Origin of the sequence: Oceanivirga salmonicida, from assembly GCF_001517915.1 — a bacterium.
In the GTDB taxonomy this organism is placed as follows: domain Bacteria; phylum Fusobacteriota; class Fusobacteriia; order Fusobacteriales; family Leptotrichiaceae; genus Oceanivirga; species Oceanivirga salmonicida.
In genome coordinates, this window is record NZ_LOQI01000011.1 from 1 (window position 1) to 16838 (window position 16838).

The window sequence follows — 16838 nt, forward strand, 5'->3', positions numbered from 1 at the left end:
GAGCGAAGGAATAAGTTCGGTAAATTTACAAAGATGTCTACAAGAATTTAATGCAACAATAGTAAAAGGTTGGTGTATGTTTGAAGAAGATTTTAAATATTTAGAATTAATGAAATTGTTTAAAGCGTTTAATATAGACTTTGATTTTAAAATAAAAAAAGAAAATGAAATAAGAGAGAAATTAAAATTCACACTCTAAAAAAATATCACTCAAATTCGGCTATACATATTGTATTGGCTTAGTTTGAGTGATTTTTTGTTGCGAAACTTGGGTTGTAACACAAATAAAAAAAAATTACAACAAAAAACTTATTTTTTTTCTAATAAATCCTAGTGCTAGGTCTAATTTGAAAAAATATATTTCTCACACCTATTTATTTTGGTGTGTCTTTATTAAAAATTATAAAAAAAATAGAAAATAGAATATTATAAAAAAAGAATATAGATTTTTCTATACTCTTAATTTTATTTTATTGATTATCTAAAAATTTAATTAAACCCCTTATCACACCAACTTTACCTCTTGGATTATTTGTAGATAACATATATTTAGTTGATCTACCATTACCTACTTTTTTCAAATGTTTTTCTGAAACTAAATTAGTTAAAGAAATTCTTGTATAGTAATCACTAATATTAAGATCTGTTGAAATTTCATTTTTTGATGCAATCATTTTTTCAATCATATACTCCATTATTTTTAACTCATTATCTGATCCATTAAGGGTTGATAGTAAATCTTCTTTCCAAATTCTTAATTTAGTACACCCATTTTCAGTAATAAAAATTTCTGGTTCTTTTAAATTTAATTTCCCTGATACATCATAAATTCTTTTACCACCTGTCCCTGCTTTTTCAGAAATACCAACTCTTCTAAATAAAGTAGCAATAACATCATTAACTACTCTTGAAGTCCCTCCATTAAAAAAGTCTTCAATAGTAATTTTTAATATGCCAGGATTTAAAAATTCTATATACTCATTATGAGAATTAATTTTAATAGGAATATTAATATCATAATGCGCATGCATCAAACTATTAACAAGAGCTTCTCTAACTGATTCTTGCAAATTTTTCTTATAAGGCAATCTTTGATTAACTTTTTTATCTAATATAAATTTATCTTTTATACTATTACAAATTTTTTCATATACTATTAAATAGAAATCAAAAATATTCAATTCTGGGTAATCCATATCTCCTGTTGAAACTCTATCTTCCCATCTATTTTCAGAATTTCTATCAATTTGAAAATAATCTAATTGAAAATGAGGTAATAAATCTGTTATTGATATAAATTTACCAAAAAATAATAAACACCCTTTTGTTAATTTTATTTTATTATTATCTTCCCTATCTTTTCTAAATGCTCCAATTTGTAGTAAAAACTCTTCATAGTTTTTTGAATATGTTGATATATCTTCATTAATAAAATTCATATATCTTTTTACAGTTTCTAAATTTATATCATCTATTGTAAATGTTTCAGGTAACAATTTAGAATCTAAATTTTCATTAGAATCAATTATTATAGCCTTTAATAAATCATCATTCATTTTTTGATTAGAATCGCCTAATCTAACATATGAATTTTTAATATTATTATTTATATATACCGGTTTGTCAGATGCTCTAACTTCATTTATGTCAACAATTATTATACTTCTATTTTCATTTATTTTTATTATATTTATTTCCTTTATAGAATTATAACTAACTTTACTTTCAGAATTTGCTGTATTTATAATATCAGATTTCATTTTCTCTGAATTTTTTATACCAATAATTTCTACAGATTTGCTTTTTTCTTCTTTAACTCCTAATATAATTAATCCACCTTTAGTATTAGAAAATGCAGAATAGGTTTCCCAAAAACTATTTCCTAGTTTATCGCCACATAACTTAAATTACAATCTTTCATTTTCATATTTCCCTAAAATATCACTTATATTATATTTTGCCATTAAATTCTCCTATTTCCAAAATTTTCTCGAGATTCTCTCGAGATATTTTTATATTAATTTAAATATGATATAAAGAAGTCTTCATTTTTAATATTTTTTTCTCGAGATTTTCTCGAGATATTTTTATATTAATTTAAATATGATATAAAGAAGTCTTCATTTTTAATATTTTTTTCTCGAGATTAATTTATAAACATTTATTTCATTGTACTAATTAAAAAAATACAAGTCAATAATTTTATCATTTTTTTATAATAATCCTATATATAATTTACCTTTTTTATTTTCTCTAAAAAATATGCTCTATTAATATTTATAAGATAAAATCCATATTTTTAGACCGCACCTAATATTAAATTAGGTAAAAATGTTACTAATGAAGGGAATAATATTAGTATTAATAATGTTATCGCAATTGGTATTAAGAAAGGAAGTGTCCCCCTTATTACTTCTGAAACTGGAATTTTACTAACTTGTGCAACAACAAAAAGTGCCATTCCCATTGGTGGTGTTAAAATTCCTATCATCATATTTAATGTGCTCATAACACCAAAAAATACTAAATCAATTCCAACTTTATCTACTATTGGTATAAGCATAGGTAATAATAAAAATTGTAATGCTAATGCATCAATAAACATACCTAAGAATAATAATAGTAAATTCACCATAATTAATATAGCAATTTTACTTGATGCTATTTGTAAAAATACAGAAGCTAATTTTATAGCAACTTGTTCTCTTGCTAGCATATCTCCAAAGAAAGTTACTGTCATAATCATTAATATTGTAACACCACTTATAGTTATAGCTTCAATACAACATTCAAATATTTTTTTTATAGTTAATTCTTTATATATAAACAGACCTAATATCATTGAATAAAGTGCAGCCATAATCGCTGCTTCTGTTGGTGTAAATTTACCCGAAAATATACCACCAATTATAATAATAGGTGTTAATAAGGCAAAAAATGCTTTTTTAAATGCTTCCCATCTTTCTTTAAATGTAGTTTTAGAAGCTTTTTTATATCCTCTTTTTTTTACGACAAAATAAACTGCTATCATTAAAGTAATTGTAGTTAATATACCTGGAATAAATCCTGCTAAAAATAATCTAGCAACAGATTGATTTGCTATAACTCCATATATAATCATACTTATTGATGGTGGGACAAGAGGCCCTATAATACAAGATGCAGCAGTAATTCCACCGCAAATATCATCATCATAACCTTCATCACGCATAGCCTTTATTTCTAATTGCCCAAGTCCACCAGCATCAGCTAATGCAGATCCAGACATACCAGAAAAAATTAAAGAAGCAAAAACATTAACATGACCCATACCACCAGTATAATGCCCTAAACAAGCTTTTGCAAAATTAAATATACGCTCTGTTATACCAGCACCATTCATCAATATACCAGTTAAAATAAAAAATGGAACACTTAATAAACTAAAACTTTCTATGCTATCAACTAATTTAGACGAAGCAAAATACATTACATTCCAATTAGTAAGCGAAAAATAAACCATAGTTGATATCAATAATGACCAACCAACTGGAACGCTTAAAAATATTAATACTAACCATAAAATAAGTACAATATATACTGTATTACTTCCAAAGTAAAAATAATTTTCTAATTTTAATAAATTGAAAATTGAAGGTTTTAATAAAATTAATGCTAATATAATACCCATAAAAATTGCTACAATACGAGGATCAATTAACACTAATTTTTCACTCCAATTCTCTTTATATGATTGATAAAATCTAACAAGCATAAGTAATGATATTACTGGTAATGCTATATACATTATATTTCTAGGAATATTAAGAGCAACTAACATAATATCTCTTTTTTTAGTTAATAAATCTAATCCAAAATATAAAAAAGAATATATACATGTTAAAATAATAAGTTGTATTAAAGTAAATACAATTTTTTGAACAGTTTTAGGTAATTTTGTAAATATAAAATCTATCATAATATGACTTTGATTTCTGATACCAATGCTCACACCAAATAACCCTACATAAACAAATAATAATAATGATAATTGTTCACTCCATATAAGTGGTGAATTAAATACCTGCCTTGCAAAAACTTGCATGATAAGTATAAAGAACATAAGAACAAAAAGAATACCGCTAACTTTTTCTTCTATTTTATTAAATGATTTAAAAAATAAATCCACATATTCTCCTTTCTAAAATAATAAGCAGTGTCAATATATAACACTGCCTAAAATTCTACTACTTTATAGAATTGATTTCTTCTAGTGCTTTTTTACCAATTTCTCCATTTTTTTGTATATATTCATCATAGAACGGTTTCATCTTAACTTCAAATTCACTTATATCAGGTTTAGTAATTGTTACCCCATTTTCTTCAAAGAAAGCAATTAAATTCTTTTCTTCTTCTTGGAATAATTGAGTATGGTATACTGCTGCTTCTTTTGCTGCTTCAAAAACAACCTTTTGTAAATCTTCAGGTAATTTTTCTAATGTCATTTTACTAACTAAATATAATTGGTCATTTAAAATATGATTAGTTAATGCTAAATATTTTTGTACTTCATAAAATTTTTGTGCTTTAATTGCTGATAAAGGATTTTCTTGTCCATCAACTGCGTTAGTTTGTAGCGCTAAATATACTTCTGAAAAAGCCATTGGTGTAGCTGATGCTCCTGAATTTTTAGCATATGCTAAGTTAGCAGGCGCTGATGGAACACGAAGTTTAAGTCCTACCATATCTTTTACAGAATTTATAGGTCTATTAGAAGAAGTTTGTCTAGTACCATTATATCCTTGCGATAAAACTACTATTCCTTTTTTGTCTTCAATTTTTTTTATCATTTCTTTTCCAAATTCAGTATCAAAAGTAGCCTTTTGCATATGTTCAAAGTTTTTAATCATATAAGGTAATGTGTAAACTTCTGCTTCTGGAAAGAATGTTGAAAAACGACCCATTTCTGCAAATGTGAAATCTAATACTCCACCTTCTAATTGCCCCATCATGTCTAAATCATTTTTACCTAATTGAGCATCTGGAAATAATTCTAATTTTATTTTCCCTTCTGATTTTTCAGATAATTTTTCAGCAAAGAATTGTGCTGCCTTATATTCATTAGATGATGTCCCAGCTGTCATACCCATTTTTAAATTATAAGTTTTTGATTCTGAATTTCCTCCACAAGATACTAATACTAATGATACCAATGTTATCATTATAACTTTTACAAATTCTTTAATTTTCTTCATAATATTCTCCTTTTTTATTTTTTATCTCTATTAGATTATATCGTCATTTTTGTTTTTGGCAACAAAAAATAAGCTTTTTAGAGTGGTTAAAATTTTACATTGTTTTATCTAATTTTGTAATATTTATATATATTCTTTTTCTTTTACAAAAAAGGAATATAGAATTTTTCTATATTCTTAATTTTTTTTATTTATATTTATTTAAACAAAATATCGATTACACTTATCCTTTTTCATTCCATGTTTAATAGAGTGATAATCATCTATTTTTAATTAGTTTTCGGCAAATGTTTTTGCTCATTTTTAACCATTTCAATTTGTTTTATTGGAGCATTTCTTTTTTTGTAAGATTTTTCATATAATTAACTCAATTCTATTAAAACTTTAGTTGCCAAATCTAATTTAATATTAGCTTCATTTAATTTTTCCATACTGTCATATTCTGGTTTAAAAATATTTCTGTATATATCTCCAACAATATTTAACAAAGAGTTTATAGGATTTTTATCAGTTTCTTTTATATTATATTTTTCAATGTATCTATCATAATCCGCTAATATACCTGCACTTTTTTCTCTTAAAACTTCTTTTCTTAATGTAACTTCATAATCAAGCATTTTTACAATCTCCTTTTTCACTCTATGTTTAATAGAGTGATAAATACTTATTAATTTTATAATTAATTATATCATAAAAATAGCTTTTTTTTTAGTGCATTTTTATTGTTTCTCTATTATTTCGAACCTAATTCATTTGCTTTTATCATAGCGTCAAATACCATTTCAGGATTTACTTTAAATGGCATATTGTGTATAGTTTCATTTTCTGCACAACTTGCCTTTGCAACTTCCATTAATCTATCATGGCTTACATTTTCTATTCCTAAATCTTTAAAGTTAGTAGGTAGCCCTACATTCTTACAAAAATCAATAACTTTTTGTATTTCATCTAAACTTCTATTTTCCATAATTAATTGAGTTATAGTTCCAAATGCAACTTTTTCTCCATGTAACTTATTGTTAGTTTCTTGAAGTATAGTTAAACCATTATGTATAGCGTGTCCTGCCGCTTCTCCACCACTTTCAAATCCAACTCCACTTAAATATGTATTGGCTTCTACTATATTTTCAAATGCTTCATCTACAATACCATTTTCACTAGAAATTTTGGCCTTGCAACCATAAGTCATTAAAGTATCTAAACATAATTTTGCTAATGCTAATGCTGTATTAGAAGTTTTTCCACCTACTGCAATTGTTACACCTGAATTATAACAAGCCATTGCTTCATAATATGTAGAAAGAGCATCGCCCATACCTGCTACTAATAATCTAGTAGGTGCTTTAACTATTATTTGAGTATCTACAAGCACTATATTAGGATTAGAATTTAAATACAAGTATTTATCAAATTCTCCATTTTCAGTATAAAGAACTGATAATGCTGAACATGGAGCATCTGTTGAAACAACAGTTGGTACTACTATCATTGGTAAATTTGCATAATATGAAATGGCTTTACCTATATCTATTGTTTTTCCACCACCAATAGCAATTACAGTATCAAAAGATTTTTCTTTTAATATTTTAATATTTCTATCTACTTCTTGTTTTGTACTATTTCCTGTAAAAACTTCCAAATGACATTTAGATAAATCATCTCTGAAACTATATTCTATAAGTTCTTTATAGTTATCATATACAAATTTATCAACTAAAACATATACTCCAGTTTTTGATAATAAATCCGAATAACTCTTTAATTTTTTAATTTCTCCAGAACCTTGTATATACTTGCTTGGAGAGCAAATAATTCTTGCCATAATTTTCACCTACTCCTTTTTATTAACCTGCTGCCCAAAATTTAACTAATTTAATCTTATTATTTTGAATTTCAAAATAGAACATTTCACTATATTCAATAGTTGAATCATAACTACTACCATAAGAAAAAGCTTTATCTTCATTTTCATCATTAAGTAACTCTGAATGACTTTGGTCATTAAAAGATAAACTGATACTATTCCCAGAAATTTTAAGAGAAATTTCATTTACAATAAATCCATTATCAGTTATTACTTTATATAACCCTTCATCTCCATACCAATTAACATTGTCTAAATCAATTTTTTTGAAAATATTAAATAGAGAACTTATAAACATGTCTAAAAAATTATTTCCCTGTTCATGTTCTAAAACTTGTTTTGAAATTATAGATTTTAAAAATTTCTTATCTTTATTATAGACTGCTTTTTTTAATATTTTCAATTCTTTTATAACAGTTTTCTTCATCTCTTCTTTTTCTCTTTCTTTTCTAAGAAAAAGTTGTATATTATGTTTCTCTACTTGATTTAACTTTATATCATTTACTGACTCATATTTTGATTTATACCAATTATATTTTTGTGAAAAATATTCAGCCAATCTATCATTATTAAATATTAAATTATGCCTTGCATAAATTTCATTTCTTAAAATTTTTAAATCTAATAGTGAAATCTTAGCAATATCTTTTTCGCTATATTTTATAACGGCACACTTAGAACAATCTTTAATATCTGCAAATAATATATTACAAAACATGATAAAAACAATAAAAATATTTTTTTTCATAATCTAACCTTTCTTAATTATAATCTTATTTATCAATTTTTTTCTTTATTTTTTGTTTCTTTGTAATGATCAACTACTCTTACTAATTCTAATAATGGCATTAAATTATCTATATTTTTTTCATCTAATTTAACCCAATCAACCCACGATATGTAAGTAATAGCATCGTATTCACCTAATAAATTATCTAATAATATATAAACTGCATTATAAATTGCATTATTATCTTTTTCAAAATTTCTAATATTTAATTCTAAACCTAGACCATCTTCATCTATTGCATAACGAAAATATATATCATCATAACTCAATTTTAGACCTGCATACTCTATTTCAATATCTTCTGTTTCTCCTTTTTGTCTAAATGCAAAAACTTTAAAATATTTTAATTCTGACACATTATCAACTAATTCTATGACAAAAGGAAAAACTTCTTTTATTCCATCTGCTGAAATAACAAATTCTATTTTATCATTTTTTAAATAACCAAATTCAAAAGTTAAACCTTTATTTATTGCTTTTAATCTTTTAGATAATTCATTAAGTAACTTCTCCTGCATTTCCTTATTTTCTATATTTTCGTAATACTCTTTTTCATTTTCACTAAACCATTTCCAAAAATTTTCTATCTTGTTCATACTATATCTCCATAATTCTTCATTATCTTACTTTTTATTAATTTATAATCTCATTATCTATATACATAGGCCCATCTTTCATCATAGTTTCATTTATTATAACTGCATTTTCACATAATGGGTGGCCTTTTATAGTTTTTTCTATTAATTGTTCATAGTTCATAATTCTAAACTCCTATTTTAACTAAAATTTTATTATCTATAGTTATATAATTTTTTAATTTATTTTTCTTCCTTATTTTTTGTCTCTTTGTAATAATCAACTACTCTTACTAATTCTAATGATGGTATTAAATTATCTATATTTTTTTCATCTAATTTAACCCAATTAATCCATGAAATATTCACAGCAACATCATATTCACCTAATAAATGATCTAATAATACATAAACTGCATTATAAATTGCATTATTATCTTTTTCAAAATTTCTAATATTTAATTCTAAACCTAATCCATCTTCATCTATTGCATAACGAAAATATATGTCATCATAACTCATTTCTATACCTGCATATGAGATTTTAATATTTTCCGTTTTTCTTCTTTGTCTAAATGCAGAAATTTTAAAATTTTCTAATTTAGGAGCATTCTCAACTAATTCTATAACAACAGGGAAATTTTCTTTCATCCCATCTGCTGAAATGCTAAATTCTATTTTATTATTCTCTATACGACTAAATTCAAAAAATAAGCCTTCATTTATTTTTTTTAATCTTTTAGATAAATCTTTAAATAAATTTTGCTTTATTTCATTATTTTCTATATTTTCATAATATTTTTTTTCATTTTCAATAAACCATTCCCAAAAAATTTCAATCTTATTCATACTATACCTCCAACATTTCTCTTAATTCATCTTTTGTTTTTGCTGATAATTCTATTTGATTAGCATCTAACTTTTTATACCCTTTAAGTTTAGATATATTCTCTAAATAATCTAACTCAAATATTTCTTGCTTTTCGCCTTTTTCTTTATTTTCAAAAAATACTACCGTTAAAACCCAACGACTAATTTTACCATGTTCCTTTTCTATACCTAAATTTTGATAATTAACTGATGGTTTTAATGGTATAACAACATCATAACCATCTCCTATTGTATATACACCTATTATTTTATCATCTTTTTTATAAAATTTTTGTTTAGCAAAATATGCAGTACTATAAAATACTTTTTCTAGCATTTTGTCAAATTCTGCTATAATATCATTACTTTGCATAACTTTTGTAATCATTTCTTTTGATATTTCTATACTTCTATCAGGACCAATTAGCATCATTTTATCACTTTCTTTTTCATTAAAATGATTATATACAGCTTCTATTCCTGCCATTATATCTTTTTTATAATCTATATCACTTATCTTTATTTTTTCTTCATTTTCATTTATTAAAATACCATTAGTTTTAATTAGCATATCTTCTAAAAATTCAAGTAATAATTTCCAATCCTTTGTAGTTGAAGGTGTATTTATGTATATCTCAAAATAATCTTTATGACAACAAAAATCAAAAGCACGACTTGTATAAGCAAAACAACCTAAAGAAATATAGTTATTTTCTCCTATAATACCATTTAAAAATTCTTCATCATCAATAATACTTTCATATTTATTATCAAACATTTCTAAAAAATTTTTAACTGACATTTTTTTTATTTCATTTACAATACTGGTTTTCTTTGATAATAAACCAAACATTTTCTTTTCTTTTTTTGGTTCTATTTTAAAAATTACACTCATTTTCCCCTCCAACAAAAAATATAGTGAAGAAATTTTATCAATAACTTCACTATATATTATACCATATTTTAAACACTCTTAAAATTCAAATTACTTACTTCTAGTTGTATGAACATAGAAAACAGAACCTCCAACTATTGTATTTATTAATTTTTTATTTATAGAAAATGGCACTGCAAAGCAGCCTCTACTTCTTCCTAATGCACCATTTTTATGTATAAAATCAGACTCTGCATACTCTGCTCCATGAATAACAATACTTCTTTTTCTAGCATTACTATTAACTCCTTTTTCTAATCCATAAAGTTCTAATGAAGCTCCATTAATTCCTTTATAAATATTTCCTGTTAGAAAAAGACCTGGACTACTTTTAGAAGAGCCAACTTTATTAGAAAATTGTTTTGCATATAACCCACCAGTTCGTTTTCCATGACTAACATAACTAGATATTAGCACTTCATTTTTTTCTAAGTCGATAACATACATTCTTTTTTCAGTAGATGGTTTTGTAAAATCAACAATAGTTATTATATTATTTATTTTTTTAGAAATTTTATTGTACCCTTCAATAGCCTTTTGAAATGCTGAAAAAGCAACTTTTTTTTCTAATTTTAAATCCTTATATTTATTCGAAATATTCTCTATATTTAAACCACTCAAAGAATATGAAAATATACTTATCATAGAAAATATTAAAACTAAAAATTTTTTTATATACATACATCATCTCCTTTCATATATAAAATTTTACTTCATCTATATTTTAATACAATTTTAAAATAATATCAAATTTTAAAAAAATTTATGTTAATCTATAGTTTATTTTTTCTTTATCACATGCTTTTAATACATTTTTCAAATGTCTTTCATTTAGACATTCTATAACAATTTCTAAAGTTTGTTCATTAGAGTTTAAATTATTATCGTATTTAGTTTGATTTAAGTATAAAATATTAGCTTTTTTATTACTAATAATTTTAGTTACTAAATTAAGTTGTCCTATACTATCTGTAAGCGTCATAACTAATTTAACTCTTCTTTTTTGTAATAATAAAGCCTTATTTATTATTTTCTCCATTGTTGTTATGTCAACATTTCCTCCTGAAACTACAACTGCAACTTTCTTATTTTTCAAATCAACTTTTTTAGCAAGAATTGAAGCTAGAGCTGCTGCTCCCGCACCTTCTGCCATTACTTTTGATTTTTCTAATAAGAACAACATAGACTGTGCTATTTCAGATTCTGTTACTGTAATAATTTCATCCACATATTCCTTTATTATCTCAAATGTCTTATCTCCTGGTTTACCAACTGCTATACCATCTGCAACTGTTTTCTTACCTGTAATAAAATAAGGACTTCCTTTTTCTAATGCTTTTACCATAGAAGGTATATTTGAAGTTTGAACTCCTATTACTTTTATGTTTTTATTGATACTTTTAGCAGCTAAAGCTATTCCAGCTATCATACCTCCACCGCCAACAGAACAAATTATTGTATCAACGTCTTCTAAATCTTCTAATATTTCAAGTGCAATAGTCCCTTGACCTGCAATTACTTTTTCATCATCAAATGCATGAACAAATACCAAATTTTCTTCTTTTTGAATTTCTAAAGATTTTACAAATGCTTCATCAAAAGTATCTCCATGTAAAACTACTTTTGCTCCATAACTTTCAGTAGCCTCTATTTTTGAAATAGGAGCATGTTTAGACATAACTATTGTCGCTTTTATTCCTTCATTTCTAGCAGATATAGCAACTCCTTGTGCATGATTTCCTGCCGATGCAGCAATAACTCCCTTTTTCTTTTCAGCTTTACTTAAAGATTTAATTTTATTCATTGCTCCTCTTATTTTAAAAGAGCCTATAGTTTGTAAATTTTCAAGTTTTAAATATATTTCTCCCTTTGTTAGTTTATCTAATGTAGGACAGTTAACTAAAGGAGTTTTTTTCACTCCATCTTTTATTAATTCTCTTGCTTTTTTAACATCTTTTAATGTTATCATTCAATTCATCTCCTTCTAAGTAATTTAATAAATTATACCATGAAAAATAAAATTGTTAATATTATAATGCTAAAAAATAAGAGTATTAAAAATCCAAAATTATCTAATGCAAAAAAAGATAAAAATAATTATAAATAAATATAGTTTTTTTCTATACATAAATTGTTTAAAATCCAATAAAATAAAGTATAAAACATTAATAAAATCTGAAAAATATCATGATTTTTTACATAATATACCTGTGAAAACCACAACTAATTTTAATCTAAATCTAAAAATAAATCAACCAAAATTTTTCAATATCTTTCAATTTAAAATATTTAAAGATAAATATTTGTAAAATTTAGGACTGTCTAGGCTCCAAATAAAAAACTATTTATTTTCAATAATCTAATATTGTTTTTTTCAATTTATATGATACACTATAAATAAGGAATTTATTATAACTGTATAATAAACAGTTAAAAAGAAAAATTAGGAGGAGTATTTATGAAAAAATCTAAAATTGGTTTAGTTCCAAAATTAATTATTGCAATCATTTTAGGTATTATTATTGGTAGTTATTTACCATTAGAAGTGGTTAGAATATTTAAAACTTTCAGTGCATTTTTTGGAAGTTTCTTATCATTCTTTATACCATTCATGATTATTGGATTTGTTGTAGTAGGTATAGCAAGATTATCAGAAGGAGCTGGAAAATTATTAGCATTAACTGCTGGTATAGCATATTGTTCAACAATAATAGCTGGAACTTTCTCATATACTGTGGCTAATACATTATATCCAAAATTAGTTTCACCAGATTTAGTTAAAATTTTACAAGAAAAAATAGGTGCAGAAGCAGTTTCTGTTATGCCATATTTTTCAATACCTTTAAAACCAGCACTAGACGTTACTGCTGCAATAGTATTTGCATTTATGATGGGAATTACTATTAGTTATTTAAGAGCTAAACAAAGTGGAGAAACAACTTTTAATATTTTCAATGAATTTGAACAAATAGTTACAAAAGTTTTGGCTGGGTTTATAATACCACTATTACCACTTCATATTTTAGGTATTTTTTCTGAACTAGCTTTTTCTGGACAAGTATTCTCTATTATAAGGGTATTTATAACAATTTACTTATGTATATTTGCAATGCATTACATATACATAACTGTTATGTTTACAATAGCAGGTTCATTACATAAAAAGAATCCTTTCTTTTATATTAAAAACCAAATACCTGCATATTTAACTGCAGTAGGAACTCAATCATCTGCTGCTACTATACCAGTAAATATTGAAGCTGGTCTTAAAAATGGTACTTCTAAAGAAATAGTTAACTTTGTTGTTCCTTTATGTGCTACTATTCACTTAGCAGGTAGTATGATAACTCTTACAAGCTGTATTATGGGTGTATTAATTATGACTGGTATGAATTATTCATTCTCTGTTGTATTCCCATTCATTTGTATATTAGGTATAGCAATGGTTGCTGCTCCTGGAGCTCCTGGTGGTGCTGTTATAAGTGCATTACCATTCGTTTATATGGTAGGAATAGATGCTAATGGTGCATTAGGTGCATTATTAATAGCTCTTTATATAACACAAGATAGTTTTGGAACAGCTATAAATGTATCAGGAGATAATGCAATTGCTTTATATGTTGATGCATTCTATAAAAAATTCATAAAAAAAAGTGCAATCTAAATAATATTATAATATAATAAAACTGGCTATAAACAGAACATATTACTATTTTTAGCCAGCTTTTTTTATTTATATTCTAAAATGATTGTCCTAATTCTAATCCTATTATTCCTTTAGAACCAACTCCTATATAGCCTCCTACTCTAAGTCCGTTATCAAATTTTTTCCCTACTTGGATTAATTTTACATTTATTATTTCAGGGTTAAAATTAATAACTTTATGTACTTTCTTTCCTATTTGAATTCCTATAGGTATTCCAAATTCACTTCCAATATATACATTATTTCTTAAATATATGTCATATCTTACACCTAAATTTATTTGAGCCGTTGTTAAGAAATATTCTTTTGATTTTCCCAAATTTAATGAAGTATCTAAACCAAAAACTGGCCCTATTCCTATATTTGCAGATTTCCCTTTAAAAATCCATTCAGGTTGAACATTTACACCTAATGCTACACCATATACTTTTCTTAATAACATTGTCTTAACTCCTACATTACCAATAACATTAATATTATCCGGTTTCCCAGCAAATACTAATCCCGGTAATGTAAATATTGCGATTATTGTTAACAAAAACTTTTTCATAAATTCCACTCTCTATCTATTAAATTTTATATTTTTCTCTTATCTTATTTTTATATATTTCTGCCTGTGTTCCATATATTATTTGTATTCCACTTCCAGACCTAATGACTCCTTTAGCTTCTAATTTATTTTTCCATGTATCATCATCACTAACTTTACTAAAATCTTTAACTGATACTCTTAATCTTGTTATGCAAGCATCTATATTCTCTATATTTTCTATTCCACCTAAGGCAACTACTATATCATCTATCATTTCTTTAGTTTTATTATAATCTTTTCTTGTGTATAATTTATTTTGTGAACCTTCTCTACCTGGAGTTGAATAATTAAATTTAATTATCATAAATTTAAATAAATAATAGTATATTAAAGCATATACAGGCCCTAATATAAGTATCCATTGATAAGAAGTTTTAGCTGTTCCTTGTAATAAACCAAAGAAAGTAAAATCAATTATTCCACGAGAAAATGTTATTCCTACTGCTACATTTAAAACATACATAAGCATATATGCCAAACCTTCTAATAATGCATGAATTAAGTATAAAACTGGAGCAACAAATAAAAATGTAAATTCTATAGGTTCAGTAATCCCTGTTAAAAATGAAGTTAGGGCTGCTGATAATAATATTCCTTTTATTAATTTTTTATTTTTAATATCTGCTGTTTTATACATTGCTAATGCCGCTGCTGGCAATCCAAACATCATCGGTAAAAAACCACCTGTCATAGTTTTAGTTGCTATTGCACTAAAATGTTTTACAGTTGGGTCTGCTAATTGTGCAAAAAATATTTTCTGGCCTCCTGCTACCATTACACCTGCAACTTCTTGATAACCACCTAACTGAGTATACCAAAATAATGGGTATATGGCATGATGAAGCCCAAATACATTTAACAATCTCATAGTAAATCCATAGAAAAATGTTCCTATTGCTCCTGTTGCTGCAAATAATTCTCCTGCTTTTACTATGGCTAAAAATATACTAGGCCATATATATGGAAAAATTGCTGCTACAGGTATAAATAATAACATAGTCATTACTGGGACTAATCTATTTCCACTAAAAAATGCTAAATAATCAGGTAAAGTCTTATTAGAAAATTTATTAGTTATCATTGATGAAATTATACCAACTACTATTCCTCCAAAAACTCCTGTTTGAAGTGTAAATATACCTAATTCTCTAGCATATAGTGCTGCTGTTCCTCTTGCTGAGGCTTCTGACAAACCGCTAGATAATAAAGCATCATATGTAACCTTATCTGGCGTTATTCCTTTATGAGTAAGTATAGTATTTATTATAGTATGGAATAATAAGAAACCTAATACTGCTGATAATGCCGCTGTTTCCTTATTCTTATTAGCCATACCAATAGCAACCCCTACCGCAAATAATAACGGTAAATTAGCAAAAACAAATAACCCTACATTAAAAAATAATATTAAAATAGAATTTAATACTGTTCCAGGTTCTAAAAATGTTAAGTTATATGTTTTAATTAACACAGGATTAGTAAATGAGCCTCCTACTCCCAACAAAATTCCTGCCATAGGTAAAACTGCTATAGGTAACATAAATGCTCTACCTATTTTTTGCAAGACTGAAAAAAAATTATTTTTCATAAAAACCCCCTTTTTCTTTATTATACCACATTTCTTGTAGCATTTTTCATTTATTAAAAAAATGTTCTAATCAAAACTGAAAAGAACATTTTTTAATTTTATATTAAAATAATTTCTCTATTTTTAATCATGAATAATTATTAAAATATTTCCCAAAATTAAAAGTTATAACCTAAAGATATATTAGCGCCTATTTTAAGTTTTTTATTTTTAATATCTCCATCAAAATTAATTTCAGGTGTTATGCTAAAATTATTAACCTTATATTTAGTCCCTAATTTTAACCCAACTTTAAATAAAGACCTAACAATAGTATGTTTATTATCATCGTTATTTTTATCTAATAGTAATTGGTTATTATACGATACACTTACTCTAGGAGTAGCATATATATTTAAGTTATTATATATATCATATGAAAATTTACTAGATAAATTTAAGTCAGCACCTATTCTATCTTTTAATGTAACCTTATCATCTATTTCAACTTTACTTGAATAAGTTGCATATAAAGATAATGCTGGTTCTATATTAAATTTATTAATTTTAAAGTTATGTCCATATCTTGCATATAAGTCCACATTATGGTTAATTAATAAGTTATCATTTTTTAATAATGCTAATCTATATCTTACAAATGATTTAAATCCTTTATATTTTACAGTAGCCCCTACTCCTGTATGAT

At 25.2% G+C, this 16838-nt stretch carries 17 protein-coding genes and 1 pseudogene; 2 read left to right on the top strand and 16 right to left on the bottom strand.

The window, feature by feature from the left end; all coding sequences use genetic code 11:
• Positions 1 to 199: hypothetical protein (locus tag AWT72_RS09610; RefSeq protein WP_197407590.1), on the top strand; the 199-nt coding region annotated here is incomplete at its 5' end.
• Between the two features lie 271 nt (positions 200 to 470).
• Here AWT72_RS09610 and AWT72_RS02370 read toward each other — a convergent pair.
• From AWT72_RS02370 to ilvA, 13 genes and pseudogenes are all read right to left on the bottom strand, one after another.
• Complete coding sequence (locus tag AWT72_RS02370) at positions 471 to 1556, bottom strand: DUF8451 domain-containing protein (RefSeq protein ID WP_306765418.1); 1086 nt, start codon at positions 1554 to 1556, stop codon at positions 471 to 473.
• Positions 1557 to 1562: 6 nt separating this feature from the next.
• Positions 1563 to 1862: pseudogene (locus AWT72_RS10055) on the bottom strand (AlbA family DNA-binding domain-containing protein); the annotation flags it as partial.
• Positions 1863 to 2299: 437 nt separating this feature from the next.
• Positions 2300 to 4102 carry a TRAP transporter large permease gene (locus AWT72_RS02375; RefSeq protein WP_067140325.1) on the bottom strand — a complete coding sequence of 601 codons (1803 nt, stop codon included), beginning with the start codon at positions 4100 to 4102 and terminating at the stop codon, positions 2300 to 2302.
• Between the two features lie 124 nt (positions 4103 to 4226).
• A complete protein-coding gene (locus tag AWT72_RS02380) occupies positions 4227 to 5201 on the bottom strand; it encodes a sialic acid TRAP transporter substrate-binding protein SiaP (RefSeq protein WP_067140328.1) in 975 nt (324 codons plus the stop codon).
• A 395-nt stretch (positions 5202 to 5596) separates the two neighbouring features.
• A complete protein-coding gene (locus AWT72_RS02385; RefSeq protein ID WP_067140240.1) occupies positions 5597 to 5851 on the bottom strand; it encodes a hypothetical protein in 255 nt (84 codons plus the stop codon).
• 116 nt (positions 5852 to 5967) lie between these two features.
• Positions 5968 to 7056 (bottom strand): glycerol dehydrogenase, encoded by a 1089-nt coding sequence (locus AWT72_RS02390; RefSeq protein WP_067140243.1) that lies wholly within the window; start codon positions 7054 to 7056, stop codon positions 5968 to 5970.
• 22 nt (positions 7057 to 7078) lie between these two features.
• On the bottom strand, positions 7079 to 7846 hold the full coding sequence (locus AWT72_RS02395; protein WP_067140246.1) for a YARHG domain-containing protein: 768 nt from the start codon (positions 7844 to 7846) through the stop codon (positions 7079 to 7081).
• A 32-nt stretch (positions 7847 to 7878) separates the two neighbouring features.
• The gene (locus AWT72_RS02400) at positions 7879 to 8484 is read right to left on the bottom strand and encodes a hypothetical protein (RefSeq protein ID WP_067140249.1); all 606 of its coding nucleotides are present in this window, start codon (positions 8482 to 8484) and stop codon (positions 7879 to 7881) included.
• Between the two features lie 37 nt (positions 8485 to 8521).
• Positions 8522 to 8647, bottom strand: coding sequence for a hypothetical protein (locus tag AWT72_RS10060; RefSeq protein WP_269320280.1), 126 nt, complete (start codon positions 8645 to 8647; stop codon positions 8522 to 8524).
• Between the two features lie 59 nt (positions 8648 to 8706).
• Positions 8707 to 9312 (bottom strand): hypothetical protein, encoded by a 606-nt coding sequence (locus tag AWT72_RS02405; protein ID WP_067140251.1) that lies wholly within the window; start codon positions 9310 to 9312, stop codon positions 8707 to 8709.
• Between the two features lies 1 nt (position 9313).
• Entirely contained in the window at positions 9314 to 10228 is a 915-nt protein-coding gene (locus tag AWT72_RS02410; RefSeq protein WP_067140253.1) for a DUF4299 family protein, read from the bottom strand.
• 90 nt (positions 10229 to 10318) lie between these two features.
• The gene (locus AWT72_RS02415; RefSeq protein ID WP_067140257.1) at positions 10319 to 10948 is read right to left on the bottom strand and encodes a murein L,D-transpeptidase catalytic domain family protein; all 630 of its coding nucleotides are present in this window, start codon (positions 10946 to 10948) and stop codon (positions 10319 to 10321) included.
• 82 nt (positions 10949 to 11030) lie between these two features.
• Positions 11031 to 12236 (bottom strand): threonine ammonia-lyase, encoded by a 1206-nt coding sequence (gene ilvA / locus AWT72_RS02420; RefSeq protein WP_067140260.1) that lies wholly within the window; start codon positions 12234 to 12236, stop codon positions 11031 to 11033.
• 489 nt (positions 12237 to 12725) lie between these two features.
• Here ilvA and AWT72_RS02430 point away from each other — a divergent pair, with 489 nt between their 5' ends.
• Positions 12726 to 13931: a dicarboxylate/amino acid:cation symporter gene (locus tag AWT72_RS02430; protein ID WP_067140267.1), complete on the top strand. Its 1206-nt coding sequence runs from the start codon at positions 12726 to 12728 to the stop codon at positions 13929 to 13931.
• Between the two features lie 76 nt (positions 13932 to 14007).
• On the opposite strand, the gene AWT72_RS02435 is transcribed toward AWT72_RS02430, so the two are convergent.
• The 3 genes from AWT72_RS02435 to AWT72_RS02445 form a co-directional block, all read right to left on the bottom strand.
• On the bottom strand, positions 14008 to 14523 hold the full coding sequence (locus AWT72_RS02435; RefSeq protein WP_067140270.1) for a hypothetical protein: 516 nt from the start codon (positions 14521 to 14523) through the stop codon (positions 14008 to 14010).
• Positions 14524 to 14542: 19 nt separating this feature from the next.
• Positions 14543 to 16153 (bottom strand): PTS transporter subunit EIIC, encoded by a 1611-nt coding sequence (locus AWT72_RS02440; protein WP_067140273.1) that lies wholly within the window; start codon positions 16151 to 16153, stop codon positions 14543 to 14545.
• Positions 16154 to 16311: 158 nt separating this feature from the next.
• Positions 16312 to 16838, bottom strand: a 527-nt coding sequence (locus tag AWT72_RS02445) for a hypothetical protein (protein ID WP_197407591.1), incomplete at its 5' end; no start/stop codon positions are given.

What these genes read in the sequence shown, in the direction of transcription:
- AWT72_RS02430 (WP_067140267.1), top strand. Translation starts at nt 12,726, where the DNA reads ATGAAAAAATCTAAAATTGGTTTAGTTCCAAAATTAATTATTGCAATC.
- AWT72_RS02435 (WP_067140270.1), bottom strand. Translation starts at nt 14,523, where the DNA reads ATGAAAAAGTTTTTGTTAACAATAATCGCAATATTTACATTACCGGGA.
- AWT72_RS02415 (WP_067140257.1), bottom strand. Translation starts at nt 10,948, where the DNA reads ATGTATATAAAAAAATTTTTAGTTTTAATATTTTCTATGATAAGTATA.
- AWT72_RS02410 (WP_067140253.1), bottom strand. Translation starts at nt 10,228, where the DNA reads ATGAGTGTAATTTTTAAAATAGAACCAAAAAAAGAAAAGAAAATGTTT.
- AWT72_RS10060 (WP_269320280.1), bottom strand. Translation starts at nt 8,647, where the DNA reads ATGAACTATGAACAATTAATAGAAAAAACTATAAAAGGCCACCCATTA.
- AWT72_RS02400 (WP_067140249.1), bottom strand. Translation starts at nt 8,484, where the DNA reads ATGAACAAGATAGAAAATTTTTGGAAATGGTTTAGTGAAAATGAAAAA.
- AWT72_RS02380 (WP_067140328.1), bottom strand. Translation starts at nt 5,201, where the DNA reads ATGATAACATTGGTATCATTAGTATTAGTATCTTGTGGAGGAAATTCA.
- AWT72_RS02405 (WP_067140251.1), bottom strand. Translation starts at nt 9,312, where the DNA reads ATGAATAAGATTGAAATTTTTTGGGAATGGTTTATTGAAAATGAAAAA.
- AWT72_RS02440 (WP_067140273.1), bottom strand. Translation starts at nt 16,153, where the DNA reads ATGAAAAATAATTTTTTTTCAGTCTTGCAAAAAATAGGTAGAGCATTT.
- AWT72_RS02390 (WP_067140243.1), bottom strand. Translation starts at nt 7,056, where the DNA reads ATGGCAAGAATTATTTGCTCTCCAAGCAAGTATATACAAGGTTCTGGA.
- AWT72_RS02370 (WP_306765418.1), bottom strand. Translation starts at nt 1,556, where the DNA reads ATGAATGATGATTTATTAAAGGCTATAATAATTGATTCTAATGAAAAT.
- AWT72_RS02375 (WP_067140325.1), bottom strand. Translation starts at nt 4,102, where the DNA reads ATGTTCTTTATACTTATCATGCAAGTTTTTGCAAGGCAGGTATTTAAT.
- AWT72_RS02385 (WP_067140240.1), bottom strand. Translation starts at nt 5,851, where the DNA reads ATGCTTGATTATGAAGTTACATTAAGAAAAGAAGTTTTAAGAGAAAAA.
- ilvA (WP_067140260.1), bottom strand. Translation starts at nt 12,236, where the DNA reads ATGATAACATTAAAAGATGTTAAAAAAGCAAGAGAATTAATAAAAGAT.
- AWT72_RS02395 (WP_067140246.1), bottom strand. Translation starts at nt 7,846, where the DNA reads ATGAAAAAAAATATTTTTATTGTTTTTATCATGTTTTGTAATATATTA.